The sequence below is a fragment of the Shewanella sp. 1180_01 genome, from assembly GCF_052850535.1.
Map to the genome: position 1 here is coordinate 126227 of NZ_VXCT01000004.1, position 24618 is coordinate 150844.

The 24618-nt window shown below is 46.6% G+C and carries 18 protein-coding genes and 1 pseudogene; 13 read left to right on the forward strand and 6 right to left on the reverse strand.

What is annotated here, in order from left to right; translation table 11 throughout:
- Positions 1-46: 46 nt before the first annotated feature.
- From nrdA to ubiG, 3 genes are all read right to left on the reverse strand, one after another.
- Positions 47-2335: a class 1a ribonucleoside-diphosphate reductase subunit alpha gene (gene nrdA, locus FW758_RS04465; protein ID WP_432321009.1), complete on the reverse strand. Its 2289-nt coding sequence runs from the start codon at positions 2333-2335 to the stop codon at positions 47-49.
- A 526-nt stretch (positions 2336-2861) separates the two neighbouring features.
- A complete protein-coding gene (locus FW758_RS04470) occupies positions 2862-3533 on the reverse strand; it encodes an HAD family hydrolase (protein ID WP_006086769.1) in 672 nt (223 codons plus the stop codon).
- A 1-nt stretch (position 3534) separates the two neighbouring features.
- Positions 3535-4245: a bifunctional 2-polyprenyl-6-hydroxyphenol methylase/3-demethylubiquinol 3-O-methyltransferase UbiG gene (gene ubiG / locus FW758_RS04475; protein WP_006086768.1), complete on the reverse strand. Its 711-nt coding sequence runs from the start codon at positions 4243-4245 to the stop codon at positions 3535-3537.
- A 385-nt stretch (positions 4246-4630) separates the two neighbouring features.
- Between ubiG and gyrA the strand changes: the two genes are divergently transcribed.
- The 3 genes from gyrA (at position 4631) to FW758_RS04490 (ending at position 9939) form a co-directional block, all read left to right on the forward strand.
- A complete protein-coding gene (gyrA, locus tag FW758_RS04480; RefSeq protein ID WP_446444748.1) occupies positions 4631-7381 on the forward strand; it encodes a DNA gyrase subunit A in 2751 nt (916 codons plus the stop codon).
- 135 nt (positions 7382-7516) lie between these two features.
- Complete coding sequence (serC, locus tag FW758_RS04485; RefSeq protein ID WP_446444749.1) at positions 7517-8608, forward strand: 3-phosphoserine/phosphohydroxythreonine transaminase; 1092 nt, start codon at positions 7517-7519, stop codon at positions 8606-8608.
- 410 nt (positions 8609-9018) lie between these two features.
- Complete coding sequence (locus FW758_RS04490) at positions 9019-9939, forward strand: LysR family transcriptional regulator (protein WP_259482388.1); 921 nt, start codon at positions 9019-9021, stop codon at positions 9937-9939.
- On the opposite strand, the gene FW758_RS04495 is transcribed toward FW758_RS04490, so the two are convergent.
- From FW758_RS04495 to FW758_RS04505, 3 genes are all read right to left on the reverse strand, one after another.
- Positions 9936-10832, reverse strand: coding sequence for a YjjW family glycine radical enzyme activase (locus FW758_RS04495; RefSeq protein ID WP_446444750.1), 897 nt, complete (start codon positions 10830-10832; stop codon positions 9936-9938). The two genes, FW758_RS04490 and FW758_RS04495, sit on opposite strands and share 4 nt — an antisense overlap.
- A complete protein-coding gene (locus FW758_RS04500) occupies positions 10804-12354 on the reverse strand; it encodes a YjjI family glycine radical enzyme (protein ID WP_446444751.1) in 1551 nt (516 codons plus the stop codon). The genes FW758_RS04495 and FW758_RS04500 overlap by 29 nt, the downstream gene beginning before the upstream one ends.
- Positions 12355-12731: 377 nt before the next feature.
- Positions 12732-13922, reverse strand: a complete 1191-nt coding sequence (locus FW758_RS04505) for an amino acid aminotransferase (protein ID WP_446444752.1) — start codon at positions 13920-13922, stop codon at positions 12732-12734.
- 435 nt (positions 13923-14357) lie between these two features.
- On the opposite strand from FW758_RS04505, the gene aroA reads away from it, so the two are divergent.
- The 10 genes and pseudogenes from aroA (at position 14358) to FW758_RS04555 (ending at position 24535) form a co-directional block, all read left to right on the forward strand.
- Positions 14358-15638, forward strand: a complete 1281-nt coding sequence (gene aroA, locus FW758_RS04510; RefSeq protein ID WP_446444753.1) for a 3-phosphoshikimate 1-carboxyvinyltransferase — start codon at positions 14358-14360, stop codon at positions 15636-15638.
- A 186-nt stretch (positions 15639-15824) separates the two neighbouring features.
- Positions 15825-16517 (forward strand): (d)CMP kinase, encoded by a 693-nt coding sequence (cmk, locus tag FW758_RS04515; protein ID WP_263198606.1) that lies wholly within the window; start codon positions 15825-15827, stop codon positions 16515-16517.
- 99 nt (positions 16518-16616) lie between these two features.
- Positions 16617-18287 (forward strand): annotated as a pseudogene (rpsA, locus tag FW758_RS04520) (30S ribosomal protein S1); the annotation flags it as partial.
- A 73-nt stretch (positions 18288-18360) separates the two neighbouring features.
- Positions 18361-18648 carry an integration host factor subunit beta gene (gene ihfB, locus FW758_RS04525; RefSeq protein WP_006081718.1) on the forward strand — a complete coding sequence of 96 codons (288 nt, stop codon included), beginning with the start codon at positions 18361-18363 and terminating at the stop codon, positions 18646-18648.
- Between the two features lie 122 nt (positions 18649-18770).
- The gene (locus FW758_RS04530) at positions 18771-19046 is read left to right on the forward strand and encodes a LapA family protein (protein WP_006081717.1); all 276 of its coding nucleotides are present in this window, start codon (positions 18771-18773) and stop codon (positions 19044-19046) included.
- A gap of 1 nt (position 19047) precedes the next feature.
- Entirely contained in the window at positions 19048-20208 is a 1161-nt protein-coding gene (lapB, locus tag FW758_RS04535; protein WP_311899318.1) for a lipopolysaccharide assembly protein LapB, read from the forward strand.
- A gap of 42 nt (positions 20209-20250) precedes the next feature.
- Positions 20251-20946: an orotidine-5'-phosphate decarboxylase gene (gene pyrF / locus FW758_RS04540; RefSeq protein WP_446444760.1), complete on the forward strand. Its 696-nt coding sequence runs from the start codon at positions 20251-20253 to the stop codon at positions 20944-20946.
- 175 nt (positions 20947-21121) lie between these two features.
- Complete coding sequence (locus tag FW758_RS04545) at positions 21122-21943, forward strand: SDR family oxidoreductase (protein ID WP_446444754.1); 822 nt, start codon at positions 21122-21124, stop codon at positions 21941-21943.
- A gap of 70 nt (positions 21944-22013) precedes the next feature.
- Entirely contained in the window at positions 22014-22556 is a 543-nt protein-coding gene (locus tag FW758_RS04550; protein WP_446444755.1) for a DUF2058 domain-containing protein, read from the forward strand.
- A 221-nt stretch (positions 22557-22777) separates the two neighbouring features.
- A complete protein-coding gene (locus FW758_RS04555; RefSeq protein ID WP_446444756.1) occupies positions 22778-24535 on the forward strand; it encodes an acyl-CoA dehydrogenase family protein in 1758 nt (585 codons plus the stop codon).
- The last annotated feature ends 83 nt before the right edge of the window (positions 24536-24618 follow it).

Here is a 24618-nt window from a genome sequence, read left to right on the forward strand (position 1 = left end):
GGATCCCTATACTTTTTATTTGTAAGAGCCGCGTTAACGTTAAAGACTAGATTTTACACGCGCCGCCGGCGCAACCGTCGTCTTCTTTCTCTAAATTGGTGATGTCATCGTGTGAATCCGATGCACCATCGCGAGTGTTATGGTAGTAAAGCGTTTTCACACCTAACTTGTAAGCATTGAGCAAATCTTTCAGCAGGGTTTGCATCGGTACTTTACGGCCTTCAAAACGTGAAGGGTCGTAGTTAGTGTTAGCTGAAATCGCTTGGTCAACGAACTTCTGCATAATACCGACTAATTGCAGGTAACCATCATTACTTGGCATTTTCCATAGTAATTCATAGCTATCTTTCAGCGTATCGAAATCAGGTACCACTTGTTTTAGCTGACCGTCTTTGCTCGATTTCACGCTGATAAGGCCACGCGGTGGTTCGATACCATTGGTCGCATTGGAGATTTGCGACGAGGTTTCTGATGGCATTAATGCCGACAGCGTCGAGTTACGCAGGCCATATTGCTTGATATCGCTACGCAGTGATTCCCAGTCTAAGTGCAATGGTTCGGCACAAATTTTATCTAGGTCACGTTTATAAGTATCGATTGGCAAAATACCTTGAGCGTACGTGGTCTCGTGGAATAACGGACACGCACCTTGCTCTTTGGCTAAGTTCATCGAGGCTTTCAGTAAATAAAACTGAATGGCTTCGAAGGTTCTATGGGTCAGATCGTTCGCGCTGCCATCGGAATACTTCATGCCATTTTTCGCTAAGTAGTTAGCGAAGTTAATTACGCCTATACCTAAGGTACGGCGATTCATCGAGGCAATTTGCGCGGCCTTGATGGGGTAATCTTGATAATCCAACAGGTTATCCAGTGCACGTACGGCGAGGTCGGCTAATGGCTCAATATCAGATAATTCTTTGATAGAACCTAAGTTAAGTGCTGACAGCGTACAAAGCGCGATTTCACCTTCTGGATCATCGATGTTGTTCAATGGTTTAGTCGGCAGGGCGATTTCAAGACACAGGTTAGACTGTCTGATCGGTGCGACTTTTGAATCGAACGGGCTGTGAGTGTTGCAGTGATCCACGTTTTGAATGTAGATACGGCCAGTTGAGGCGCGCTCTTGCATCATCAGTGAAAACAGCTCAACAGCCTTTATGGTTTTCTTACGAATGCTGCTGTCTTGCTCATATTGCACATATAAACGTTCGAATTCATTTTGATCTTCAAAGAAAGCATCGTACAAGCCAGGTACGTCAGATGGGCTAAACAGGCTGATGTTTTCGCCTTTGATCAGACGTTGATACATGACTTTGTTCAACTGCACACCGTAGTCTAAATGACGGATACGGTTGTCTTCTACGCCGCGGTTATTTTTCAATACCAGCAGAGATTCGACTTCTAAGTGCCAAATAGGGTAGAACAGGGTCGCAGCACCACCACGCACGCCGCCTTGAGAGCAAGACTTAACTGCGGTTTGGAAATACTTATAGAAAGGTAAACAACCTGTGTGGAAGGCTTCACCACCACGGATTGGGCTACCTAAGGCGCGAATACGACCGGCGTTAATACCGATACCCGCACGTTGACTGACGTATTTCACAATCGACGAAGCTGTCGCGTTGATTGAATCTAAGCTGTCACCACATTCGATCAGTACGCAAGAGCTGAACTGACGTGTTGGCGTGCGCACACCGGCCATGATTGGCGTTGGTAGCGAAATCTTAAAGGTCGATACCGCGTCATAGAAATCTTTAACGTATTTCAGGCGCGTTTCTTTTGGATAACGGGCAAACAAACAGGCCGCGACCAAAATGTAGAGGAACTGGGCGCTCTCGTAGATTTCGTGCGTCACACGGTTTTGAACTAAATATTTGCCTTCAAGCTGTTTTACCGCAGCGTAAGAGAAGTCCATATCGCGCCAATGGTCGATATAGGTATCCATCACGTCGAGTTCTTCGCTGCTGTAATCCTGCAGAATGTGCATGTCATACTTGCCAAGCTCAACTAACTTAGTCACGTGGGTATACAGTGCTGGCGGCTCGAACTGACCAAAGGCCTTCTTACGCAAATGAAACACCGCTAAACGGGCGGCGAGGAATTGATAGTCCGGTGATTCTGGAGAAATTAAATCCGCAGCCGCTTTGATAATGGTTTCATGGATAGCTTCGGTTGGGATGCCATCGAAAAACTGTAGGTGCGAGCGAAGTTCAACTTCAGAAACAGAAACGTTTTTTAATCCCTTGGCTGCCCAAGTAATTACGCGGTGTATTTTTTCGAGATCGATATTCTCACGATCGCCACAGCGTTTTGTGACTGTCATAGTGCTATTCATTTGGAGATAGGCCTTGGTTCTTATATCTATTTAGGTGAGCAAATTCACCGTACGTATCCTTGTAAAACAATCAATAACCGTCCCTTAAATACTGCTGACTGGTTGAAAACGAGTCAATTAAGCGGCGAACTACTAGTGTGTCTGATTGCTACCTATACACAAGATATGGTGTTTTAAATTATCTGGGATACAAGATAGTGAGGTTTGACCCTATTTGCAAGTCTGAATTCAGGGGACATCTTGTGGATAAGTTGAGGATAAGCTTTCGCGTTAGTAACGACTAACCTTGAAGCTCAATTTCAGGTTAGTGTGTCGCACTCATGGGGGATTTTTAGGCGATCTTTTCTTTAGATCGCGATCGCGCACAAGTGCCGATCTTTTATCCGCCGACCTTTCGCCGCCTGATTTTATTCGCAGGTAAAAATCAGGCAAACACACTTATGTGTGTCTGCATATTGGCTTTAGCAAAAGGTTTATCTTTGAGTGTCATGGTGACGTCTGTTAGCCGTTTTATTAGCGAGTTTTTCTAGGCCAATGCGTCGACTAATGCCTGATGTAGCTCAGTTGGGCTGGCAAAGTGTGCGTGAGCTGGCCATTGCGATGGCTTGTCGTTGACACCCAGATAACCCCATAGGGCAACGCCGCCTAACATGCCCGCCGCCTTCGCTGCTAACAAATCCCGCTCGGCATCCCCAAGATACAAAATGTGCTCTGGAGCGCAGTTCAGTTGCTGAGCCCCTAACAACATAGGTGCTGTGTGGGGTTTTGGGTGTTTGGTTGAATCGCCACTGATGATAACGGGCATACGTAAGTGTAAATTCAGTTTTCGCAATAAGGGACGGGTAAAGCGGGCTGGCTTGTTGGTGATCACCCCAAACGGCAGCTGCGTTAACTCGAGCCAGTCGAGTAATGCTGCAATGCCTGTGAATAGCGCACAGTGATCGCCATTAATGCGCTGATAGTGGGCGAGCAGCCCTTGCTGAACTTGAGTACGAAGATCATCCGCTGCATTGGGGATCGCCGCATCGACTAAGGCAAAACTGCCGTGGGATGCGGCGTAGCGCATGGCCGCTAACGGCTGCGCGGCGATGCCGACGTCCTGAAGACTTAAATTAAGGGCCTGCACCAGATCCGGCGCGGTATCGGCTAATGTGCCGTCGAGATCGAACAGCACGCCTTGGATCTGTGCCAGACTCATATTAATCAACCTTACGCGTTGCGATCATGTAATTCACATCAACTTTAGGCGTGTATTTAAAAATGCCCGTCAGCGGGTTGTAGCTGATGCCTAATGCATCGGTACAGATCAGATCGGTATTGTCCACAAGCTCAATCAGTTCCGAAGGCTTAATGAATTTTTTATGCTCATGGGTGCCAACTGGCAGCATCTTCAGCAAATATTCTGCGCCCAGAATCGTGTGCACATAGGATTTAATGTTGCGGTTAATGGTGGAGAAAAACACAAAGCCACCGGGTTTAACCATGTCACAGCAAGCCTTGATCACCGATTGTGGATCGGGCACATGCTCCAGCATTTCCATACAGGTCACCACATCGTAATAGGCTTGATGATCTTGGCTATGGGTCTCGGCGGTATTTTTTACATAATTAATGCTTACGCCGGTTTCGAGGGCATGTAGGCGGGCGACTTCTAAGGGCTCATCACCCATGTCAAGACCATCAACCTCGGCACCGATACGGGCCATGCTTTCAGATAAAATCCCGCCGCCGCAACCAACGTCGAGCACTTTCTTACCGAAAATGCCGCCGGCAGTTTGATCGATATAATTTAAGCGCAGCGGGTTTAATAGATGCAGCGGCTTAAATTCACCGTTGAGATCCCACCACGTTTCGGCCATACGTTCAAACTTTGCGATTTCCTGTGGGTCCACATTGGTATTCTGATGCATGCTATTACCTGAAGTAGCTGTATTGTGCGGCTATTATAACGACTATGTTTGATAAACAAAGTGTTCGACTGAGCTAAGCCCTTGTGGTTGAGTGAATTTTCAGCAGTTTTCTGGTTTTATGTTAATTGTTGTGCTCCGTATCGACCTTTTACTTCATCCCTTTGACGATTTTTTCTCATCCTAAGCCGCGAATTTCAACGCTGGTTTATCGCTCAAACGACCAAATTGACAGTGTTTTCATCTATTAAGCCACCAGACTCTCAATTCGATAAGGATAGGTCTGGCGACATTAAATAACTGTGTTAGAATGCCAAATCACGTTTTTGGGCTAGGCAATGATACGGATTATACGTTGTCGGCTATTTTTCAGGGGAACGAGCAGTTTATGACTGATCTGGCATCATCTATTTCGCCAATTAATATCGAAGACGAACTAAAGAATTCGTACCTTGATTACGCCATGAGCGTTATCGTGGGACGTGCATTACCAGACGTGCGCGACGGCTTAAAGCCGGTTCATCGCCGCGTTCTGTTTGCCATGAGTGAATTGAAGAACGATTGGAACAAGCCTTACAAAAAATCTGCCCGTGTGGTCGGTGACGTCATCGGTAAATATCACCCTCATGGTGACTCTGCTGTTTATGACACTATCGTCCGTATGGCCCAGCCATTCTCACTGCGTTACACCTTAGTAGATGGCCAAGGTAACTTCGGTTCGGTCGACGGTGACTCCGCGGCGGCAATGCGTTATACCGAAATCCGTATGGATAAGTTAGCGCATCAATTACTGGCCGATCTTGAAAAAGAGACAGTGGATTTTGTCCCTAACTACGACGGCACAGAACAGATCCCAGCGGTACTACCCACACGCGTACCTAACCTGTTAATTAACGGTTCATCGGGTATTGCGGTCGGTATGGCAACCAACATCCCACCACACAACCTAACGGAAGTCGTGAAAGGCTGTTTGGCACTGATTGAAGAACCCTCACTGTCTATTGAACAGTTGATGGAATACATTCCAGGTCCGGATTTCCCAACTGCGGCAATTATCAATGGCCGTAAAGGCATTATTGATGCCTATAAAACTGGCCGTGGCCGCGCGATCATGCGTGCACTGGCGGATGTGGAAACCGAAGATAATGGCCGTGAGCGCATTATCGTCACAGAAATCCCGTATCAAGTGAACAAAGCCCGTTTAATCGAAAAGATTGCCGAGCTGGTTAAAGATAAAAAGCTTGAAGGGATCAGCGGTCTACGCGACGAGTCTGATAAAGACGGTATGCGTATCGTTATCGAAATCAAGCGCGGCGAAGTGGGCGAGGTGGTGTTAAACAACCTGTATGCTCAAACGCAAATGCAGTGTTCTTTCGGGATTAACATGGTGGCCCTGACCAATGGTCAGCCTAAACTGTTTAACCTTAAAGAAATGCTCGAATGCTTTATTCTGCATCGCCGTGAAGTCGTGACGCGCCGTACCGTATTTGAACTGCGTAAAGCCCGTGAGCGCGCCCATATTCTGGAAGCGCTGGCGGTTGCACTGGCTAACATCGACCCGATTATTGCATTGATCAAAGCCTCGCCAACGCCTGCGGATGCCAAAGTTAAATTGGTTGAGAAAGGTTGGGAATTAGGCCACGTTCAAGGCATGCTGGAAAAAGCAGGTGATGACGCCGCGCGTCCTGAGTGGTTAGAGCCACAATACGGTATTCGTGACGGTCAATATTTCCTGACTGAGCAACAAGCTCAGGCGATTCTAGAACTGCGTTTACACCGTTTAACCGGTCTTGAACACGATAAGATCATTGCCGAATACGAAGAGCTGCTCGAATTTATCGCGGGTCTGTTGTTTATTCTGCGCAGTCCTGAGCGTTTGATGGAAGTCATCAAGGAAGAGTTAGTTCAAATCCTTGATGAATACGGTGATGCTCGCCGTACCGTGATCAATGCTAACGAAGTCGATATGAGTCTTGAAGATCTTATCAACGAAGAAGACGTTGTGGTGACACTGTCGCACTTAGGTTATGCCAAGTATCAACCATTGACCGATTACCAAGCCCAGCGCCGTGGTGGTAAGGGTAAAGCGGCAACTAAAGTAAAAGACGAAGATTTCGTTGAAAAACTGTTAGTTGCCAATACCCATGACACCATTTTGTGCTTCTCTGACTTTGGTAAGATGTACTGGCTCAAAGTGTATCAATTGCCATTAGCGAGCCGTACGGCTCGTGGTCGTCCAATTGTTAACTTGTTGCCGTTATCCGATGGCGAGCGTATTACTGCGATTCTGCCAGTACGTGAATACGCGGCTGACAAGTACATCATTATGGCCACTTCACACGGTACTGTGAAGAAAACCGCACTAACAGCTTATAGCAATCCACGTGCAAACGGCATTATCGCCGTTAACCTCAAAGACGGTGACCAACTGATCGGTGTCGATATCACTAACGGTGATGACGAAATCATGTTGTTCTCGAACGAAGGTAAAGTGGTTCGCTTTGGTGAGAAAGTACGTGATTCTGAAACCGGCGAAGTGAAAACCGATCCTGAAACCGGCGAAGAAGTTCTGTCGTTACGTCCTATGGGCCGTACTGCAACAGGCGTTCGTGGTATCCGTTTAGAAGAAGGTCAAAAAGTCGTGTCGCTAATCGTACCCAAAGGCGATGGCGCGATTCTGACTGTGACTGAAAACGGTTACGGTAAACGGACTCAACTGTCTGAATACCCAGCGAAGAGCCGTGCGACTAAAGGTGTGGTTTCTATCAAGGTGAGTGAGCGTAACGGCGCAGTTGTTGGCGCAGTGCAAGTGGGTCTTAACGACGAACTTATGCTCATCAGTGATAAAGGCACCTTAGTGCGTACACCAGCGGGCGGCGTGTCTATCATTGGCCGTAACACGCAAGGTGTGACGATTATCCGCACCGCGGGCGACGAGAAAGTGGTTGGCCTGCAACGTATCGACGAAATCCAAAGTGATGAAGATGAAGTCGAGCTGGATGAAAACGGTTTACCGATTGTTCCTGTCATTATCGAAGGCGAATTAGCCGACGAGGCTCTTGATGAAGAGCTGGATGACGAAGAAGAGTTGGACGAAGATGAAGACGAGCTTGCTGATGATGAGCAAGACGAAGAGTAATTAAGTGTCATATTAACGAGCGTCCAATTGGACGCTCGTTTTTTTAATGGCATTGATTGTTGGTAGCATTATTCATTTTAGAATGGTTTCGTTTTATCAATACATACATCATGGTTGGGATTAAGGAGAGTGTCAGTGAGCGCGATTTATAATTTCTGTGCTGGACCTGCAATGTTACCCGCAGCGGTAATGAAAAAAGCACAACAGGAATTACTTGATTGGAATGGCCAAGGCGTTTCCGTGATGGAAATCAGCCACCGAAGTAAAGAGTTCATCGCGCTGACCGAGCAAGCCGAGTCCGATTTACGTGAACTGATGCAGATCCCTGCAAATTACCATGTGCTATTTATGCACGGCGGTGGTCGCGGACAGTTCTCTGCTGTCGTGAATAATTTTCTCGGCGAGCAGGGTAAAGCCCTGTATTTAGTCAGTGGTCAATGGTCATCTACCGCGTTAGCAGAAGCGCAGAAACTAGCGGGTGAAGCACAGATTGATAGTCTGAATATTGTTGAAAAACACAACGGACTCAATGCCGTTGTCATACCTGACTTACATAAAATCGATGCCGATTATCGCTATGTTCACTACTGTCCCAATGAGACAGTAGATGGTATCGAAATTTTTGACGAATTAGACTCACCTTGGCCAATTGTTGCCGATTTATCATCAACAATCATGTCCCGTGAAATCGACGTCAGCCGCTACGGCTTGATTTACGCCGGTGCGCAAAAGAACATAGGTCCATCGGGTCTGTCGATAGTGATAGTACGCGATGACATGTTAAAACTGCCGAGTTTACCGCAGTCGTCCATCATGGACTATCGTCTAGCCGTCGAGCATGATTCTATGTTCAACACGCCACCAACCTTTGCTTGGTACCTTGCCGCTGAAGTCTTTGCTTGGCTGAAATCGACTGGCGGTATTTCGAGTATTGCGAAAATTAATCAACAAAAAGCGCAGATGTTGTATCAATGCATTGATGGTAATGCTTTCTACCGTAATGGTGTTGTTGCAGCGAACCGCTCACAAATGAACGTGACCTTCCAGTTAGTCAACGAAGCGCTCGATGGTGAGTTCTTAAAGCAAGCCCAAATAGCTGGACTCGTTGCCTTAAAGGGCCATCGTATCGTAGGTGGCATGCGTGCTAGCCTTTACAATGCGATGCCACTCGATGGCATAGTTGCCTTGGTCAAGTTTATGAACGAGTTTGCGGCTAAACATAGCTAGGCTTAGCTATATAGTCACTCACTAGCTTGCGGCGCTTAGCGCCTAGGCTTTGCTGCCTGCACATAAACGTTATGTTTATTGAATGTTTATCATCAGCTAGCCATTCCAAGTTAGCTATCCAAATTTAGACATCCCAAAAGCGAATGCTCAAATGCATTCGCTTTTTTGTTGGCTGTAATTTATCGATTATTGGCGTTAAGCAAGATGACCTTGGGAAGAACCTTATATTAAAGATAACTTGGATTAGACATGGCTTGGATTAGAGAGGGCAGTGAGTAAACCTGTGAGCTGACGCGCATTACTGGGGAATATTCTCAGCAATGTGTTGGGTTGGTTGCATACTATTGTTTATCATGCTTAAAAGTACGCATTTGAGTGTGCATAGAAGATAAATCAATAGGATGTCACAGATGGATTTGGCCAAGCTTTCGCGCATTAGTATGAAGCACTTGATCACTTTGCATGTGATGCTCGATACTCTGAGCGTAACCGCCAGCGCCGAACGATTATGTCTTAGCCCCTCATCCGTCAGTAAAACCTTAAGCCAGCTCAGGGACAGTTTGAACGATGAACTGTTCTACCGTAACGGCAACTCACTGGTTGCCACACCTTTGGCAAGACGATTGGGCCCAAGCGTGCAGCAAATGATCAATGATATGAATCAGATCATGAGTCAAGATGCGTTTAATCCAGCACATTTTGAGGGGCGTTTTTCGCTTGCGATGCGCGAAAGCACGTTCGAACTGCTGGCCGCCAAATTAAGTGCCCATATTCTGAGCTTGGCTCCTAATATCCATCTCGATATTTATAGCAAAGACAATATCGGTTTCGATGGTCTTATTAAAGGCTCGTTAGATTTTGTGCTGTTACCCCATGATCTGAGTCAACCTAATCCTCTTCAAGACGATCTGGTGTGGGAAACCTTGTTCAGCGATGAAATGGTCTGCCTGATGAATTCATCCCATCCCTTGGCTAAACAGTCGCAGATCAGCTTCGATGATTACCTAAGTTACCGCCATATTGGCATTACCGATACGGATCTGAGTACGCCATTTTTTGATATTTTGCTCGCCCAGCAATCTAAAAAACGTGCTGTACCCATTTCAGTCCCTGACTTTGGCAGCGCAGCGTTAATGTGTCACCACAGTGAACTGCTTTTCACCTGCTCGCGCCGCTGGGCATCTATTGCCAGCCAAGCTAAAGGCTTAACCGTTAAATCCTTACCCATAGAATATGGCAAAGTGGCTTACAGTCTCGTTTGGCATAGACAAAGTATGAAAGATCCCGCGCTACGCTGGCTGTACGAGCAAATTTTGCTTTGCAGTCGCTAAATATAGCAAGAGGGTAAGATAAGATTGGTGACGCCTCGCTTTGCAAGCTTTGCGGCTAAGCGTTCAATATCGGCTTGTGTGCAGCTTGGCCACGTTAACGCGTCGTCGACAACGCCATGGTGGTGAAAGGCATTTAACTTGACCCGTGTATCCGCACCTAGCTGAAGCAAATAGGTCGCCAGCGCTTCTATCTCCTGTTCATAATCCGTGATGCTCGGAATGTGCAGCAATCTCACTTCATACAGTTTTTGCTGCTGCGCCAATAGCTGAATGGATTTGAACACGGCATGGTTGTCCCGACCAGTAATGTATCTATGGGTATCTTGCTGCCACGCTTTGAGATCCACCATGGCGCCATCCAAAAAGGGCAGCAGTTTATGCCAACCAGTTAGACTCAAACTGCCATTGGTATCGAGCATACAACTCAAGTGTGATAACGATTCAGAGGCCTTAATCCCTTGAAACAACGCAATAATAAACGGTAGTTGCAGGCTCGCTTCGCCGCCGCTCACGGTAATGCCATTAATAAAGTGACGCTGACTATGGAGAATCCCTAATATCTCCTCGACTGTGTAATGCGTGACCTTAGGGCTCGCTTGTTTCGGGCACACGGCAAGACAGGTATCGCATTGACTACAACAATTCTTATCCCATTGAATGCGAGGCTTGTTATTGAGGTTTATCAATGTCAGCGCATTGTCAGGGCAGGCAGCGACACAATCGCCACAGGCATCGCACCCCCCTATGGTATGTGGGTTATGACAGCTTTTGCATTGGTAGTTGCAGCCCTGCAAGAATAACACGAGCCTGCTGCCAGGCCCGTCAACGCAGGAAAAGGGCAATAGCTGACTGACCATTACTTGCCTATTCAAAGACACAAGGGGAGTGTTCATGGGCGATGACTCTTGCTTGGCGTTGTAATATTCCCGTATTAACCGCCGCTTCTGCGGCTAAGCCTGTGGTATTGAGGCGTGAGCCACATTGCTTAAATGCTTCAATGTCCGAGCGTTTTACCATATAGCCGGTCACGCGCATTAAATCGTTAGAGGCAACATTGGCGGTAAATTCCCTAAAACCTAACTCAAGCGCCGCTTTACACAGTTGGAACATGGCTTGTGGATTGGATTTTACGGTTTCATCGATAGTCAAAATATCGCTAATCCCCGCCGTATAATACTGATGATGTTGCACTAAGGCTTGAATGTGAGCGATGGGATTAGGTTCAGTACCATAGGGAATACGAACACCTGGGGTCACATCTCTATCGAGACTAATACCGCCCTGTGAATGCAGCAGTGCTCGCCCATGGTAACCATACGCGACGGGTGTGGATTTCACTATGGCATCGAGCGCAGCAGAAATACGATAGCCCAGCTGATTTGCATCCGTTTCATGGCCATATCTAGCGTGTTTAGCTTGCTTAACTTCTCCACTGGCTGTTAATGATTGCAGAATATTCACCGCTTCCGCCATGCCGTAAATGCCAAACATAGGCGCAAAACGCGACTCATCAATCAATTGTTCTTTAACTAAAAAGCTGTCAAAGAAGTGTGACTCTTGATGCAAAAATGCCGAGCGCGCTTCAATGAGCTCGAAGGTGAGCGAGCTGTAATAGGGCAAGACAGCATCAAAAAAATCACTGACTGAATCGGCCTTTAACGCGACCTCTTTAAGATTGAGCCGAACTAAGGTATTGGCGCCGCCCGCTAACGGCAAGGCATTGTAGCAACTGACAATACCAAACCCACGTGCATCAAAGGCGCTGGCATGCAGTGGGTAATTCGCGATATGTGGCTTACTGCAGTGACAAATATTGGTGGTGGCGAGCAGCAACAAATCATCTGGCGTAATGGCTGGGTCGTACATAAAGGTCAAATTGGGGGCAACTTGTTGTAATTCGGCATCAATGCGCAGTAGGGTGCGGCAAACGATGTTATCGGTCGGACCAATATTCACGTGCATAAAGGCGTCTGGTAGCGTTCTGTCGAGCATGATCCAGAACAGTTTAAGTTTACGATATAGTACCTCTGCATCCATTCCCTCGATGAAAGGCATTAATATGTCATCCAGCTGACCTAAATACACGGGGATATTGGTCACCGATGGCACATGATGATAAAGGATGGTCAAGGCATTGATGGCTTCATCTAAATCCTGCGCCGGTGAAAGCTCTAAATATTCTGAACCTTGCTTTAGATAGCGGGCATAATCTGGCAAAACATAGCGCGGTTTAAAAGGCGCATGGCCTTCAAACATATCGCAGATAATGCCGTCATTCATCGCGGCTTTTACCTCAGTCGATATCGGCATGTAGGGTAAGCTCGCCTCTGCCTCCAACGCTAAATAGTTGGATTTTTGCTTAGGTGAAAGCTGCGGGTTGGTGACGATTTGCACTAATTTATCTTGTAATAACATGGCGGAATATCCACAAGTTCTATGATGACCACTAATCTACTGGGCAGGTCTGGCTTTAAAAAGTGAAAATAGCCGCAGCCCTGATTGATGAAATGGAAATCCGCCGACCGAGATCACAACTTGCGATTTATTGCATTAAACGACTGTTTTTTAAACGCGAGAAAGTAGTTTTTACCATTGAAAATAAAAGCTTGAACAGTGAGACCTAGCGTTGCTTGATAAGGTTTTGGGAATTTAGAACCGAAGGGAAGGTTTGTTAACGCTGACGCAGTGGCATGATTGCAAAGCTTTAAGCTTGTAAGGGGTAAATAAACTCTGCTGCATTCTGAATCGTAGTAATACAGCAGAGTGAACTGTGCAGATAAACTCAGCCGTGCTTAGAGCACTTTGGCGATTGATTGGGCTAAGTAATCGACGTTATCTTCACTGATCCCAGCAATACTGATGCGGCTTGAACCCACCATATAAATGCTGAATTCTTTTTGCAGGCGCGCCACTTGCTCTGGATTCACCCCGAGGAAGGAGAACATGCCTTTTTGACGGGCGATAAAGCTAAAGTCACGGTCTACGCCATTGGCTTTAAGTTTATCCACTAAAATGGCGCGGTTGCCGTTGATGCGATCGCGCATCACTTTCAGCTCATCTCGCCATTCTTGGGTTAATTCTGCCGATCCTAAAATCGTCTCAACAATCGCGGCGCCATGGGCAGGCGGCATAGAGTAGAGGCAGCGAACCACATAAAGCAGCACAGATTGCGCGACATTGGCGGTATTGGCATCTTTGGCAATCACAGAACACGAACCGATACGCTCACGGTACAGACCGAAGTTTTTCGAGCATGAGCTGCAAAGGATCATATTCTCGACCGCTGCCGCCATTTTGCGCACGCCGTAGGCATCAATATCAACGCCATCACCAAAACCTTGGTATGCCATGTCAATCAGTGGAGTAAAGCCTTGCTCTTTTGTCAGGGCAACCACTTTATCCCATTGTTCTGTGGTTAAATCCATTCCGCTCGGGTTATGGCAACAGGCGTGGAATAACACCACATCATCAGGACTCACTTGCGATAGGGCAGCAAGCATCTCATCAAATTTCAATGATTTGCTATCGTAGTCATAATACGGATAGGTTTTAACGGTAATGCCAGCCGCTTCGAACAAACCGATGTGGTTTGCCCAAGTTGGGTCGCTTACCCATAACACCGCATTCGGGTTGCAGAGTTTGATAAAGTCGCCGGCCACGCGCAGTGCACCAGTACCACCGGGTGTCGATACAGTGCGGATACGGTTAGCTATGATGGCACTGTGACCAGCACCAAAGGCGAGTTCAGTCATCAAGGTGTTGAATTGTGGCGAGCCGGTTGGACCGATATACACTTTAGTGGTTTCGGTATCGAGACGGAATTTCTCGGCTTTTTTCACGCAGCTCAGGATCGGGGTCACGCCTGTAGGGTCTTTATAAACGCCCACACCTAAATCAACTTTTTGCGGGTGGGTGTCTTCGCGGTACTGAGTCAACAAGCCAAGGATGGGATCTGCTGGCATTGCGATGAGTGAGTTAAACATAGCTCCATCTACCTTTCTGGTTATAGTGCAAACATGATTGTTTGTATCAGATATGCGTTATTTATCGTTTGGAGCTTAGAATAGCGCGGAAAGGTAAAGTATTTAAAGTGAAAACTGTGATTACACACCAGTTATCTTGGCAAAAAAGTCTGCCAAAAATACGGTTAAATCCTAAATTAACCGCTTAAATTTTGCGTTTTTATTATTTTTACACTGAACTCAGTAAATAATCTGACCAAAAAGCCATTTTTCTCGAAAAAACGGTTGAATCCTTAGCGACAATCGGTAATTTTATAACGACGAAGCACCAACAAGGCCCCAATCTCCTTTTATTTGTAATCTTAACTTGACGCTGTGTAGCGTGAAGTTGCCATTTTGCGTATTCAGTCCGCGTGATCGTGATGATGACGCCCTATAGAGAAAGAAGATTTATTCATGAAGCAATTACGTCTTGAACCTGTTGTGCAAGTCCGCGGTGAGATCAATATTCCGGGCTCAAAAAGTATTTCTAATCGTGCCTTATTGTTGGCGACCTTAGCTCAAGGCACGACCACGCTTACCAATCTGCTCGACTCAGATGATATTCGCCACATGCTGGCCTCCCTTAAGCAGCTAGGGGTGAACTACCGTTTATCGCAAAACAATACTGTGTGTGAACTTGATGGCTTAGGCGGCGTGATTTCCTCTGAATCTGCACAGGAATTGTTTTTAGGCAATGCGGGCACGGCAATGCGCCCCTTGTGCGCAGCCTTAACCTTAGGCCAAGGCGAATTTACCCTAACAGGCGAGCCGCGCATGGAAGAACGCCCGATTGGCGACTTAGTGGATGCCTTAAGGCAACTCGGTGCCAATGTCGTTTATCTTAAAAATGACGGTTTCCCACCGCTGACGATTAATGCAACGGGTCTTAATGGCGGCGATGTTGAGATTGCGGGTGATTTATCGAGCCAATTTTTAACCGCCCTATTGATGGTGGCGCCGCTTGCAAAGGGCAGCGTGAATATCCATGTCAAAGGCGAGTTAGTTTCTAAGCCGTATATCGATATTACGTTGGCCCTGATGGCGCAATTTGGCGTAACTGTCATCAACCATGACTATGCCCGTTTTGAGATTGTTGCAGGCCAGCAGTACGTGTCGCCGGGTAAAGTGCTGGTCGAAGGTGATGCGTCATCGGCATCGTATTTCCTCGCCGCAGGGGCGATTAAGGGCGGTGAAGTCAAAGTCACGGGTGTGGGCCGTTTAAGTATTCAAGGCGATGTGAAATTTGCCGATGTGCTTGAAAAAATGGGCGCAGATATCGAGTGGGGCGATGACTATATTATCGCGCGAGGATCTCAATTAACGGCCGTTGATTTAGACATGAACCACATTCCCGATGCGGCCATGACCATTGCAACCGCAGCCTTATTTGCTAAAGGCACGACGGTTATTCGCAATATCTATAACTGGCGTATTAAAGAGACCGACCGCTTAGCGGCCATGGCGACGGAATTACGTAAAGTCGGCGCCGAGGTTGAAGAGGGTAACGATTACATTAAAATCACCCCGCCTGCAGTGATTAATACCGCCGAAATTGATACCTACAATGATCACCGCATGGCCATGTGTTTTTCGATGCTGGCATTTGCCGATTGCGGTATTACCATCAATGATCCTGATTGCACTTCTAAAACATTCCCAGACTACTTTAAGCAGTTTGCGAGTCTGCAAGGCTAAGCCAATCTGCTTCGTCATTGTGACAATAATCGATGTCAAGAATAGTCAGCCGTATTTGCGCGGCTGCTAATCTTCATAAAAAATCCACGGATTTTGTTTGTCTTTTGTTGTACAATGCTGCGCGCTCATTTTCGGGGGCTCACTTGATGAACTCACGGATGATGGTTATTTTTTGCGGAGGAATGTATGTCTGAACGGGCTCCTGTAGTCACAATCGACGGCCCAAGTGGTGCTGGCAAAGGTACAATTAGTCAATTATTGGCTCAGCATCTAGGTTGGCAACTACTTGATAGTGGTGCTATTTACCGAGTTCTTGCGCTCGCAGCAATTCATCATAACGTTGAACTGGAAAATGAAGAATCGATCACGCTGTTAGCGGCACATCTCGATGTGAAGTTTTTAACAGGCAATGATACCGATCCGGTTCAAGTGATATTGGAAGGTGAAGACGTCACCACCGACATTCGCACTCAAGAGTGCTCGAATGCCGCTTCAAAAGTCGCCGCGTTTCCACGGGTGAGAGAAGCGTTATTACGTCGTCAACGGGCCTTTAAAACGGCGCCAGGATTAATTGCCGATGGTCGCGACATGGGAACTGTGGTTTTCCCAAGTGCGCCGGCAAAATTATATTTAACCGCCTCAGCTGAAGAGCGTGCCCAAAGACGCTATAATCAGTTGCAGGACAAGGGCTTCGATGTTAATATCGAGCGCCTTTTAAGTGAAATTATCGAACGTGATGACCGCGATATGAATCGTCCGGTGGCTCCTTTAGTCCCCGCCGAGGACGCGCTCATTATCGATACAAGCGGAAAGGGTATTGATGAAGTGTTAGCGCTTGCGCTTAACTTTATCAACCAAAAATTATCCGGCACTAACTAAGTTAGCCCACCGGATAGGTATTCGTATTAAGGATGATACGGATAATTTGACTGACTCCACGTCTAGGACGGACAGTGGTTTAATAAAGAAAGTAACCTAAACATGACTGAATCTTTTGCTGATCTATTTGAACAATCCCTTCAAACTCTGGAATTCCGTCCAGGTTCTATCGTTCGTGGTACTGTTGTATCAATCAAAAACGGTATGGTACTGGTTGACGCGGGTCTGAAGTCTGAAAGCCCAATCCCAGCTGAACAATTCAAAAACGCTCAAGGTGTTTTAGAAATCGCTGTTGGTGATGAAGTTGACGTAGCTCTTGACTCTGTTGAAGACGGCTTCGGTGAGACTCAACTGTCTCGCGAAAAAGCGAAACGTCATGAAGCTTGGATCGTTCTGGAAAAAGCTTATGAAGATGCTGAAACTGTAATCGGTATCATCAATGGTAAAGTTAAAGGCGGTTTCACTGTTGAATTAAACGGTATCCGTGCCTTCTTACCAGGTTCTCTAGTTGACGTGCGCCCAGTTCGCGACACCGCTCACTTAGAGTACAAAGAATTAGAATTCAAAGTTATCAAGCTAGACCAGAAGCGTAACAACGTTGTTGTTTCTCGTCGTGCAGTTATCGAATCAGAAAGCAGCGCTGAGCGTGATGCACTGTTAGAAAACCTGCAAGAAGGTCAAGCAGTTAAGGGTATCGTTAAGAACCTGACTGACTACGGTGCATTCGTAGATTTAGGTGGTGTTGACGGTCTGCTACATATCACAGATATGGCGTGGAAACGTGTTAAACATCCATCAGAAATCGTCAATGTTGGCGATGAAATCAACGTTAAAGTACTGAAGTACGATCGTGAGCGCACTCGTGTGTCTCTAGGTCTGAAACAACTTGGCGAAGATCCATGGTTAGAAATCAGCAAACGCTACCCAGAAAACACACGTTTAACTGGTCGCGTTACTAACCTAACTGACTACGGTTGCTTCGTAGAAATCGAAGAAGGCGTTGAAGGTCTGGTTCACGTTTCTGAAATGGATTGGACTAACAAGAACATTCACCCATCTAAAGTTGTTAACTTAGGTGATGAAGTTGAAGTTCTGGTTCTGGACATCGATGAAGAGCGTCGTCGTATTTCTCTTGGTCTGAAACAATGTAAGACCAATCCATGGGATGACTTCGCAACTCGTTACAACAAAGGCGACAAGGTTTCTGGTAAGATCAAGTCAATCACTGACTTCGGTATCTTTATCGGTCTTGACGGCGGTATCGATGGTCTAGTTCACCTGTCTGACATTTCTTGGAACGGTACTGGCGAAGACGCAGTTTCTGAATACAAGAAAGGCGATGAAATCCATGCAGTGGTTCTGTCTGTAGATCCAGAGCGTGAGCGCATCAGCTTAGGTGTTAAGCAAACTGAAGATGATCCATTCAACGCATACTTGGCTGACAAGAAGAAAGGTACTATCGTAAACGGTACTGTTTCTGCTGTTGATGCTAAAGGTGTGACTGTTGAACTGGCTGACACTGTTGAAGGTTACATCCGTGTAGCTGACATTTCACGTGAGCGTATCGAAGATGCATCTACTGTCTATAATGTAGGTGATGCAATCGAAGCTAAGTTCATGGGTGTTGACCGTAAGAACCGCTCTATCAGCCTGTCAATCAAAGCGAAAGACGAAGCTGAAGAGAAAGAAGTAATGGCGACTCTGAACAAACAAGATGACGCTGTTATTAGCAATGCAATGGCTGAAGCGTTTAAAGCAGCTCGTAAATAATCGCCTGTTGTTTGGGGAGACTTCTCTCCACATTAGGCGACTGTGTTTGGCTTGATAATAGGGGATAGCTAGGATGACGAAATCTGAACTTATCGAAAAACTCGCCACCAGGCAGTCGCAGCTGTCGGCGAAAGAGGTTGAAGGCGCAATCAAAGAAATGTTGGAGCAAATGGCAACAACATTAGAAAGCGGTGATCGTATTGAGATCCGTGGCTTTGGTAGTTTCTCGCTTCATTATCGTGCACCGCGGACTGGCCGTAATCCAAAGACTGGTTCATCAGTCGATTTGGAAGGTAAATACGTCCCGCACTTTAAGCCAGGCAAAGAACTGCGCGAGCGTGTTGACGCCGTTAATGTGTGATTGACCGCATAGTAAAAAGCCTCCGTTAGGAGGCTTTTTTGTATCTATTGCAAGGCAATGCTGGTCAGCTCAGTGAATTTCTTGGATAATCATTAAATTGAAACGCGTTTAGGGAGTGCAGCGTGAAATCATTTGTAGCAACTGTGCTTGTGGCACTGTTATTTATTCTGGCGTTGATCTTTGGCGCGCGTAACGAACAAGTGGTGACCATCAGCTATTTTGTCGCACAGGGTGAATATCGTTTACCTGTTGTGCTAGCGATCGTCTTTTTTGCTGGTTTCATCTTGAGCTGGTTAGTTGCAAGCTACTATATCGTGCGCTTGAAATTGAGCTTAGCGACAACGAGAAAGAAACTAAACCAAGTGATGGCTAAAGCCCCTCAGGATGTAGACGCCTAATATGCTTGAGATACTCTTTCTGTTGCTTCCCATTGCTGCCGCCTACGGTTGGTATATGGGGCGACGGAGCATAAGGCAGAATCAAAGCAATCAACGTAAACAATTGAGCCGGGATTATTTTACTGGCCTCAATTTCTTACTGTCGAACGAATCGGATAAAGCCGTCGATTTATTTATCAGTATGCTAGATGTTGACGATGAAACCATAGATACCCATCTGTCACTCGGTTCGCTGTTTCGTAAGCGAGGTGAGGTCGACCGCTCCATTCGTATCCATCAGAATTTAATTGCCCGTCCAAACCTCGCCAATGAGCAGCGCGACATCGCTATGATGGAGCTGGGTAAAGATTATCTGGCCGCGGGCTTTTACGACAGGGCCGAAGAAATCTTTATCAACTTGGTTAGCCAAGATGATCACAGCGAAGAATCTGAAACTCAGCTGATTGCTATCTATCAAGTGATTAAAGAGTGGCAAAAAGCCATTGATATCACTAAGCGTCTAAGTCGTAAACGTCAGCAAGTCTTAAAGCCGTTAACGGCGCATTTCTATTGCCAGTTAGCCGATGAAGCCAGCGACGATACACAGAAGATTAAACTGCTGCAACAGGCGCTGAAGCAAGATCCGCAATGCGGCCGAGCATTATTGACCTTAGCGAAAAAATACCTCGATATTCAAGATTATGCCCAGTGCAAGCAAATGCTGCTGCAACTGAAAAAAGCCGATATCGAGCTTTTTGCCGATGCAATCCCCACGGCCAAACAAGTTTATCGCGACACACAAGACAAAGAAGGCTTCCAAGAGTTACTGGCGGGCGCCATGGCCGACGGTGCCGGTGCTTCTGTGGTTGTCGCCTTAGCGCAGCACATGATAAGTCTGGATGAGATTAAAGCGGCAGAGACCATGGTGCTCGATGCCCTATATCGCCATCCGACCATGAAAGGTTTTCAGCACTTGATGCAAATGCATTTGCGTCAAGCAGAGGAAGGGCAAGCCAAGCAAAGTTTAACTATGCTAGAGCAGCTCGTTGAGCAACAAATTAAATTCCGTCCAAGCTACCGTTGTAAAGAGTGTGGTTTCCCTTCCCATGCCCTTTACTGGCATTGTCCTTCCTGTAAAAACTGGGGCAGTATCAAGCGGATCAGAGGCTTAGACGGCGAGTAAATAAGATAATATCTATGTTAGTGTAACTCTGTTGGAGAGATGATGACGACTAAACCTATCCTCGTAGCGCTTGATTACGATAACAAAAACCACGCTTTACAACTGATAGAAAAACTCGATCCCAACATGTGCCGCCTTAAAGTCGGCAAAGAAATGTTTACCCTGTTTGGCCCGCAATTGGTGAAAGATATCCATGATCGTGGCTTTGATTTATTCCTCGATTTGAAATTTCACGATATTCCCAATACTGTCGCCAAAGCCGTGGCCGCTGCCGCAGAGCTGGGTGTATGGATGACGAACGTGCATGCCAGTGGTGGTTTAGCCATGATGGAAGCGGCCAAAAAGGCCTTGCTGCCATACGGCGAGAAAGCGCCTATGCTGATCGCTGTGACGGTATTAACCTCCATGAGTGATGATGATCTTAAATTACTCGGCATCAATGTGCCTGCGTTTGAGCATGTGCAACGTTTAGCTAAGCTGACGCAGCAAGCAGGACTCGACGGCGTGGTGTGTTCAGCCCAAGAAGCAACAGCGTTAAAATCACTGTTAGGTAAGAACTTCAAACTCGTGACGCCGGGGATCCGCCCAGTTGGTAGTGATGCTGGCGATCAACACCGCGTGATGACGCCGCCTCAAGCGATAGCAGCGGGCTCAGATTACCTAGTGATAGGCCGTCCGATCACCAAAGCCGCCGATCCGTTAGCGGCATTGCAAGCGATTCACCAATCATTGGCATAGACGTTTCAATAGTCGTCTCAATCGCGGTTTGACCGTCGTTTGAATAAAAAAGACTTGAAATCGCTCGTTAGTAACCTTGATATGATGGATAAAAATTGAAATAGTATCTTGAATGACAACATAAAATAATTAATCACACCCTGAGTGCATATCTCACAGTTCACGGAGAACGCCCATGTTTAATGCTACGATGTTTAACTATCAAGGTAAGAATGTTGTCGTTGTCGGTGGCACCAGTGGGATAAATCTCGCCATTGCAATTGCGTTCGCGCAGGCTGGCGCCAATGTCGCAGTCGCGAGTCGCAGCCAAGATAAAGTTGATGCCGCGGTATTGCAGCTGCAACAGGCCAATCCTGACGGTATTCATTTAGGTGTGAGTTTTGATGTGCGCGATCTTAGCGCCCTTGAAGTCGGTTTTGATAAAGTCGCTTCTGAGTTTGGTTTTATCGATGTGCTGGTTAGCGGCGCGGCGGGTAATTTCCCCGCCAGCGCTGCAAAGCTTTCGGCCAATGGTTTTAAGTCGGTGATGGACATTGATTTGCTGGGCAGTTTCCAAGTCCTAAAGCAGGCTTATCCTTTGCTGCGTCGCCCCAATGGCAATATTATCCAGATTTCGGCGCCGCAGGCTTCGATTGCTATGCCCATGCAAGTTCATGTGTGCGCGGCAAAAGCGGGTGTGGATATGCTGACGCGAACCTTAGCGTTAGAGTGGGGCTGTGAGGGGCTGAGAATTAATTCGATTATGCCAGGCCCCATAGCAAACACTGAAGGCTTTAATCGCCTTGCACCCAGCGCCGCATTACAGCAGAAGGTTGCCCAATCCGTTCCATTAAAACGTAATGGCGCAGGTCAGGATATTGCTAATGCTGCGTTATTCTTAGGCTCCGAATTGGCGTCCTATATTACGGGAGTTGTGCTGCCGATTGATGGCGGTTGGTCACTTGGCGGCGCCAGTATTGCGATGACAGAGCTTGGCGAATTGGCCGCAAAAATGTAGTTTGGTTTTAGATGTTTGATATTCAAAATCGAGAACTTTGATTTTATATAGATTAAGTAGGTAATGATCCATGGCTAATGCATTACAAGAGCAGCTACTCAAAGCAGGGCTTGCCAGTAAACAAAAGGTTCGCGACGTTAAGACCCAAAAACGCCGTGACAAAAAATCACGAATAGATGATGGCTCCAGTGCTTTTAAGCAAGAAGTGGCCGAGCAAAAACGTTTGCAGGCGCTAAAAGATAAAGCGCTGAACGAGCAACGTTTTGCAGAGGCATCAGAGCGTGGACAGGTGCGCGGTTTAATCACAGAGTTCACTAAGTCTGCGATTAAGATCCCAGCTTATGCTGAAGTGAAATTTAACTATACTCTTGATAATAAAATCTATTCTTTATACATAGATGAAAAACTGCAGTCAGAATTGCTTAAAGGGCAGTTAGGCATAGTACGTTACGAAGATAAGAGTTACTTAGTACCACATAAATTAGCCGAGCGAGTGAAACTTCTGGTGCCGCAGTGGTGTGGTTATCTGTGGCAGCAGGATGAATCTAAAGCTGTGGTGGTTGAAGATGATCCTTATGCGGATTATGCGATCCCAGATGATTTAATGTGGTAATAAGCACAAGCCTGTGAGCTAACGCTGCGACAATCCTGTGGTAAAGCTTATAAAATAGAGACCCTTAAGTTCAAGCTTAAGGGTTTTTTTATGGGTTGAATTTATACTTTGCTCACGTACCTCCATATTATTCGCGGCTGTATTTGTAATGAGATTGTTTTCTACAGTGAACTGGTATAAATTAAAACAACTGTTTTAATCCTACGTTTAAGAGTCTACCAATGAACCCTTATCAAGCCCCGTTAACGGATATGCGTTTCCTACTGGAACAGGTATTTGATGCCTCTAACACTTGGGCACAATTGCCTGAGATTGCTGAAATGGTCGATATTGACACGGCCAATGCCATTCTTGAAGAAGCAGCCAAGATCAGCAGTCAGTTGATCCATCCGCTGAACCGGACGGGCGATGAGCAGGGCGTGTTACATCAAGATAATCAAGTGATTACCCCTGATGGCTACAAAGCCGTTTATGAACAGTATTCGCAGGGCGGTTGGATTGGTTTGTGTGGCGATCCGGAATTTGGTGGAATGGGCATGCCAAAGATGCTGGGGATCTTAGTCGACGAAATGGCTTACAGTGCCTGTAATGCGTTTACGCTTTATGGCTCGTTAACTGCGGGTGCGGCTTTATGTATCAATGCCCACGGCAGCGAAGAATTGAAACAAGCTTATTTGCCTAAGTTATATTCCGGCGAATGGGCGGGTGCTATGGATATGACAGAGCCGCAAGCGGGTTCTGATCTGCGTAATATTCGCACTCGAGCTTTACCGCAGGATGATGGTAGTTATGCCATCACGGGCAGCAAGATTTTTATCACGGGTGGCGATCACGATTTAACTGAAAACGTCATCCACTTAGTGCTTGCCAAGCTACCGGATAGCAAAGGGATTTCACTCTTCCTTGTGCCTAAAATATCGGTAAATACCGATGGCAGCTTAGCTCATGCGAATGGTGTATCTGTGGGTTCTATCGAGCACAAGATGGGCCTTAAAGGTTCAGCAACGTGTGTGATGAACTTTGATAATGCCCAAGGTTTCTTGATTGGTGAACCCAATCGCGGTCTCGTGTGCATGTTCACTATGATGAACTACGAGCGCTTAGCGATTGGTATTCAAGGGCTGGGCAGTGCTCAGGCGGCGTATCAGATGGCAGCCGATTATGCTAAAGAGCGTAATCAAGGCGTTGCCGCTGGCGGCTCGCCGACGGGCAGTGAATCTGATCCTATTATCGTCCACGGCGATGTGCGCCGTATGTTGTTGACCATTCGAGTAATGACAGAAGCAGGCCGTGCTTTGTCTGTGTTTACTGGGCAACAGCTAGATTTGGCCAAATATGCTCAAGATGAAGTTAAAGCTAAAGCAGCGCGTTATGTGGGTTTATTAACGCCAGTCGCTAAAGCCTTTTTAACCGATCGCGGTCTTGATGCGACGATCATGGCGCAGCAAGTTTTTGGTGGACATGGTTATATTCGTGAAACGGGTATTGAGCAATTAGTCCGTGATACCCGTATCGCACAGATTTATGAAGGCACCAATGGCATTCAAGCCATCGATTTCCTCGGCCGTAAAGTCACGGGCGATAATCTTGCCGCATTAAATGAATTTGTCGCTGACTTGAAAGCACAAATGCGCGCATTTACTCACGTTGATGCGGTGAAAGTGGCGGCAGTATGCGCACGTTTAGATGCATTAGTCATAGTCGCTGAGTCGTTCAATGAGCACAAAGTCGCTCAACCTGCGCTTATCAATGCCTGCGCGGTCGACTTTTTAGATGCCTTTGGTTATACCCTTTATGGTTTCTACTGGTTGGCTATGGTCGATAAGGTCACGGACCATGAAGATAAAGCGTTCGCCGAGCAGAAAGCCTATTTAGCTAAGTTCTATTTTGATAAGTTACTGCCTAAAGCGGATTACCATATCGCTCAAGTCAGAGCCGGTGATGCGACCACTATGGCGATGCCTGCAGAGTTGTTTTAACAAGACTTTGATAGATTCGTTTAAATAGAAACGACATAGAAACGAGAAAAGCACTGATGACTCAGTGCTTTTTTGTTTTATAT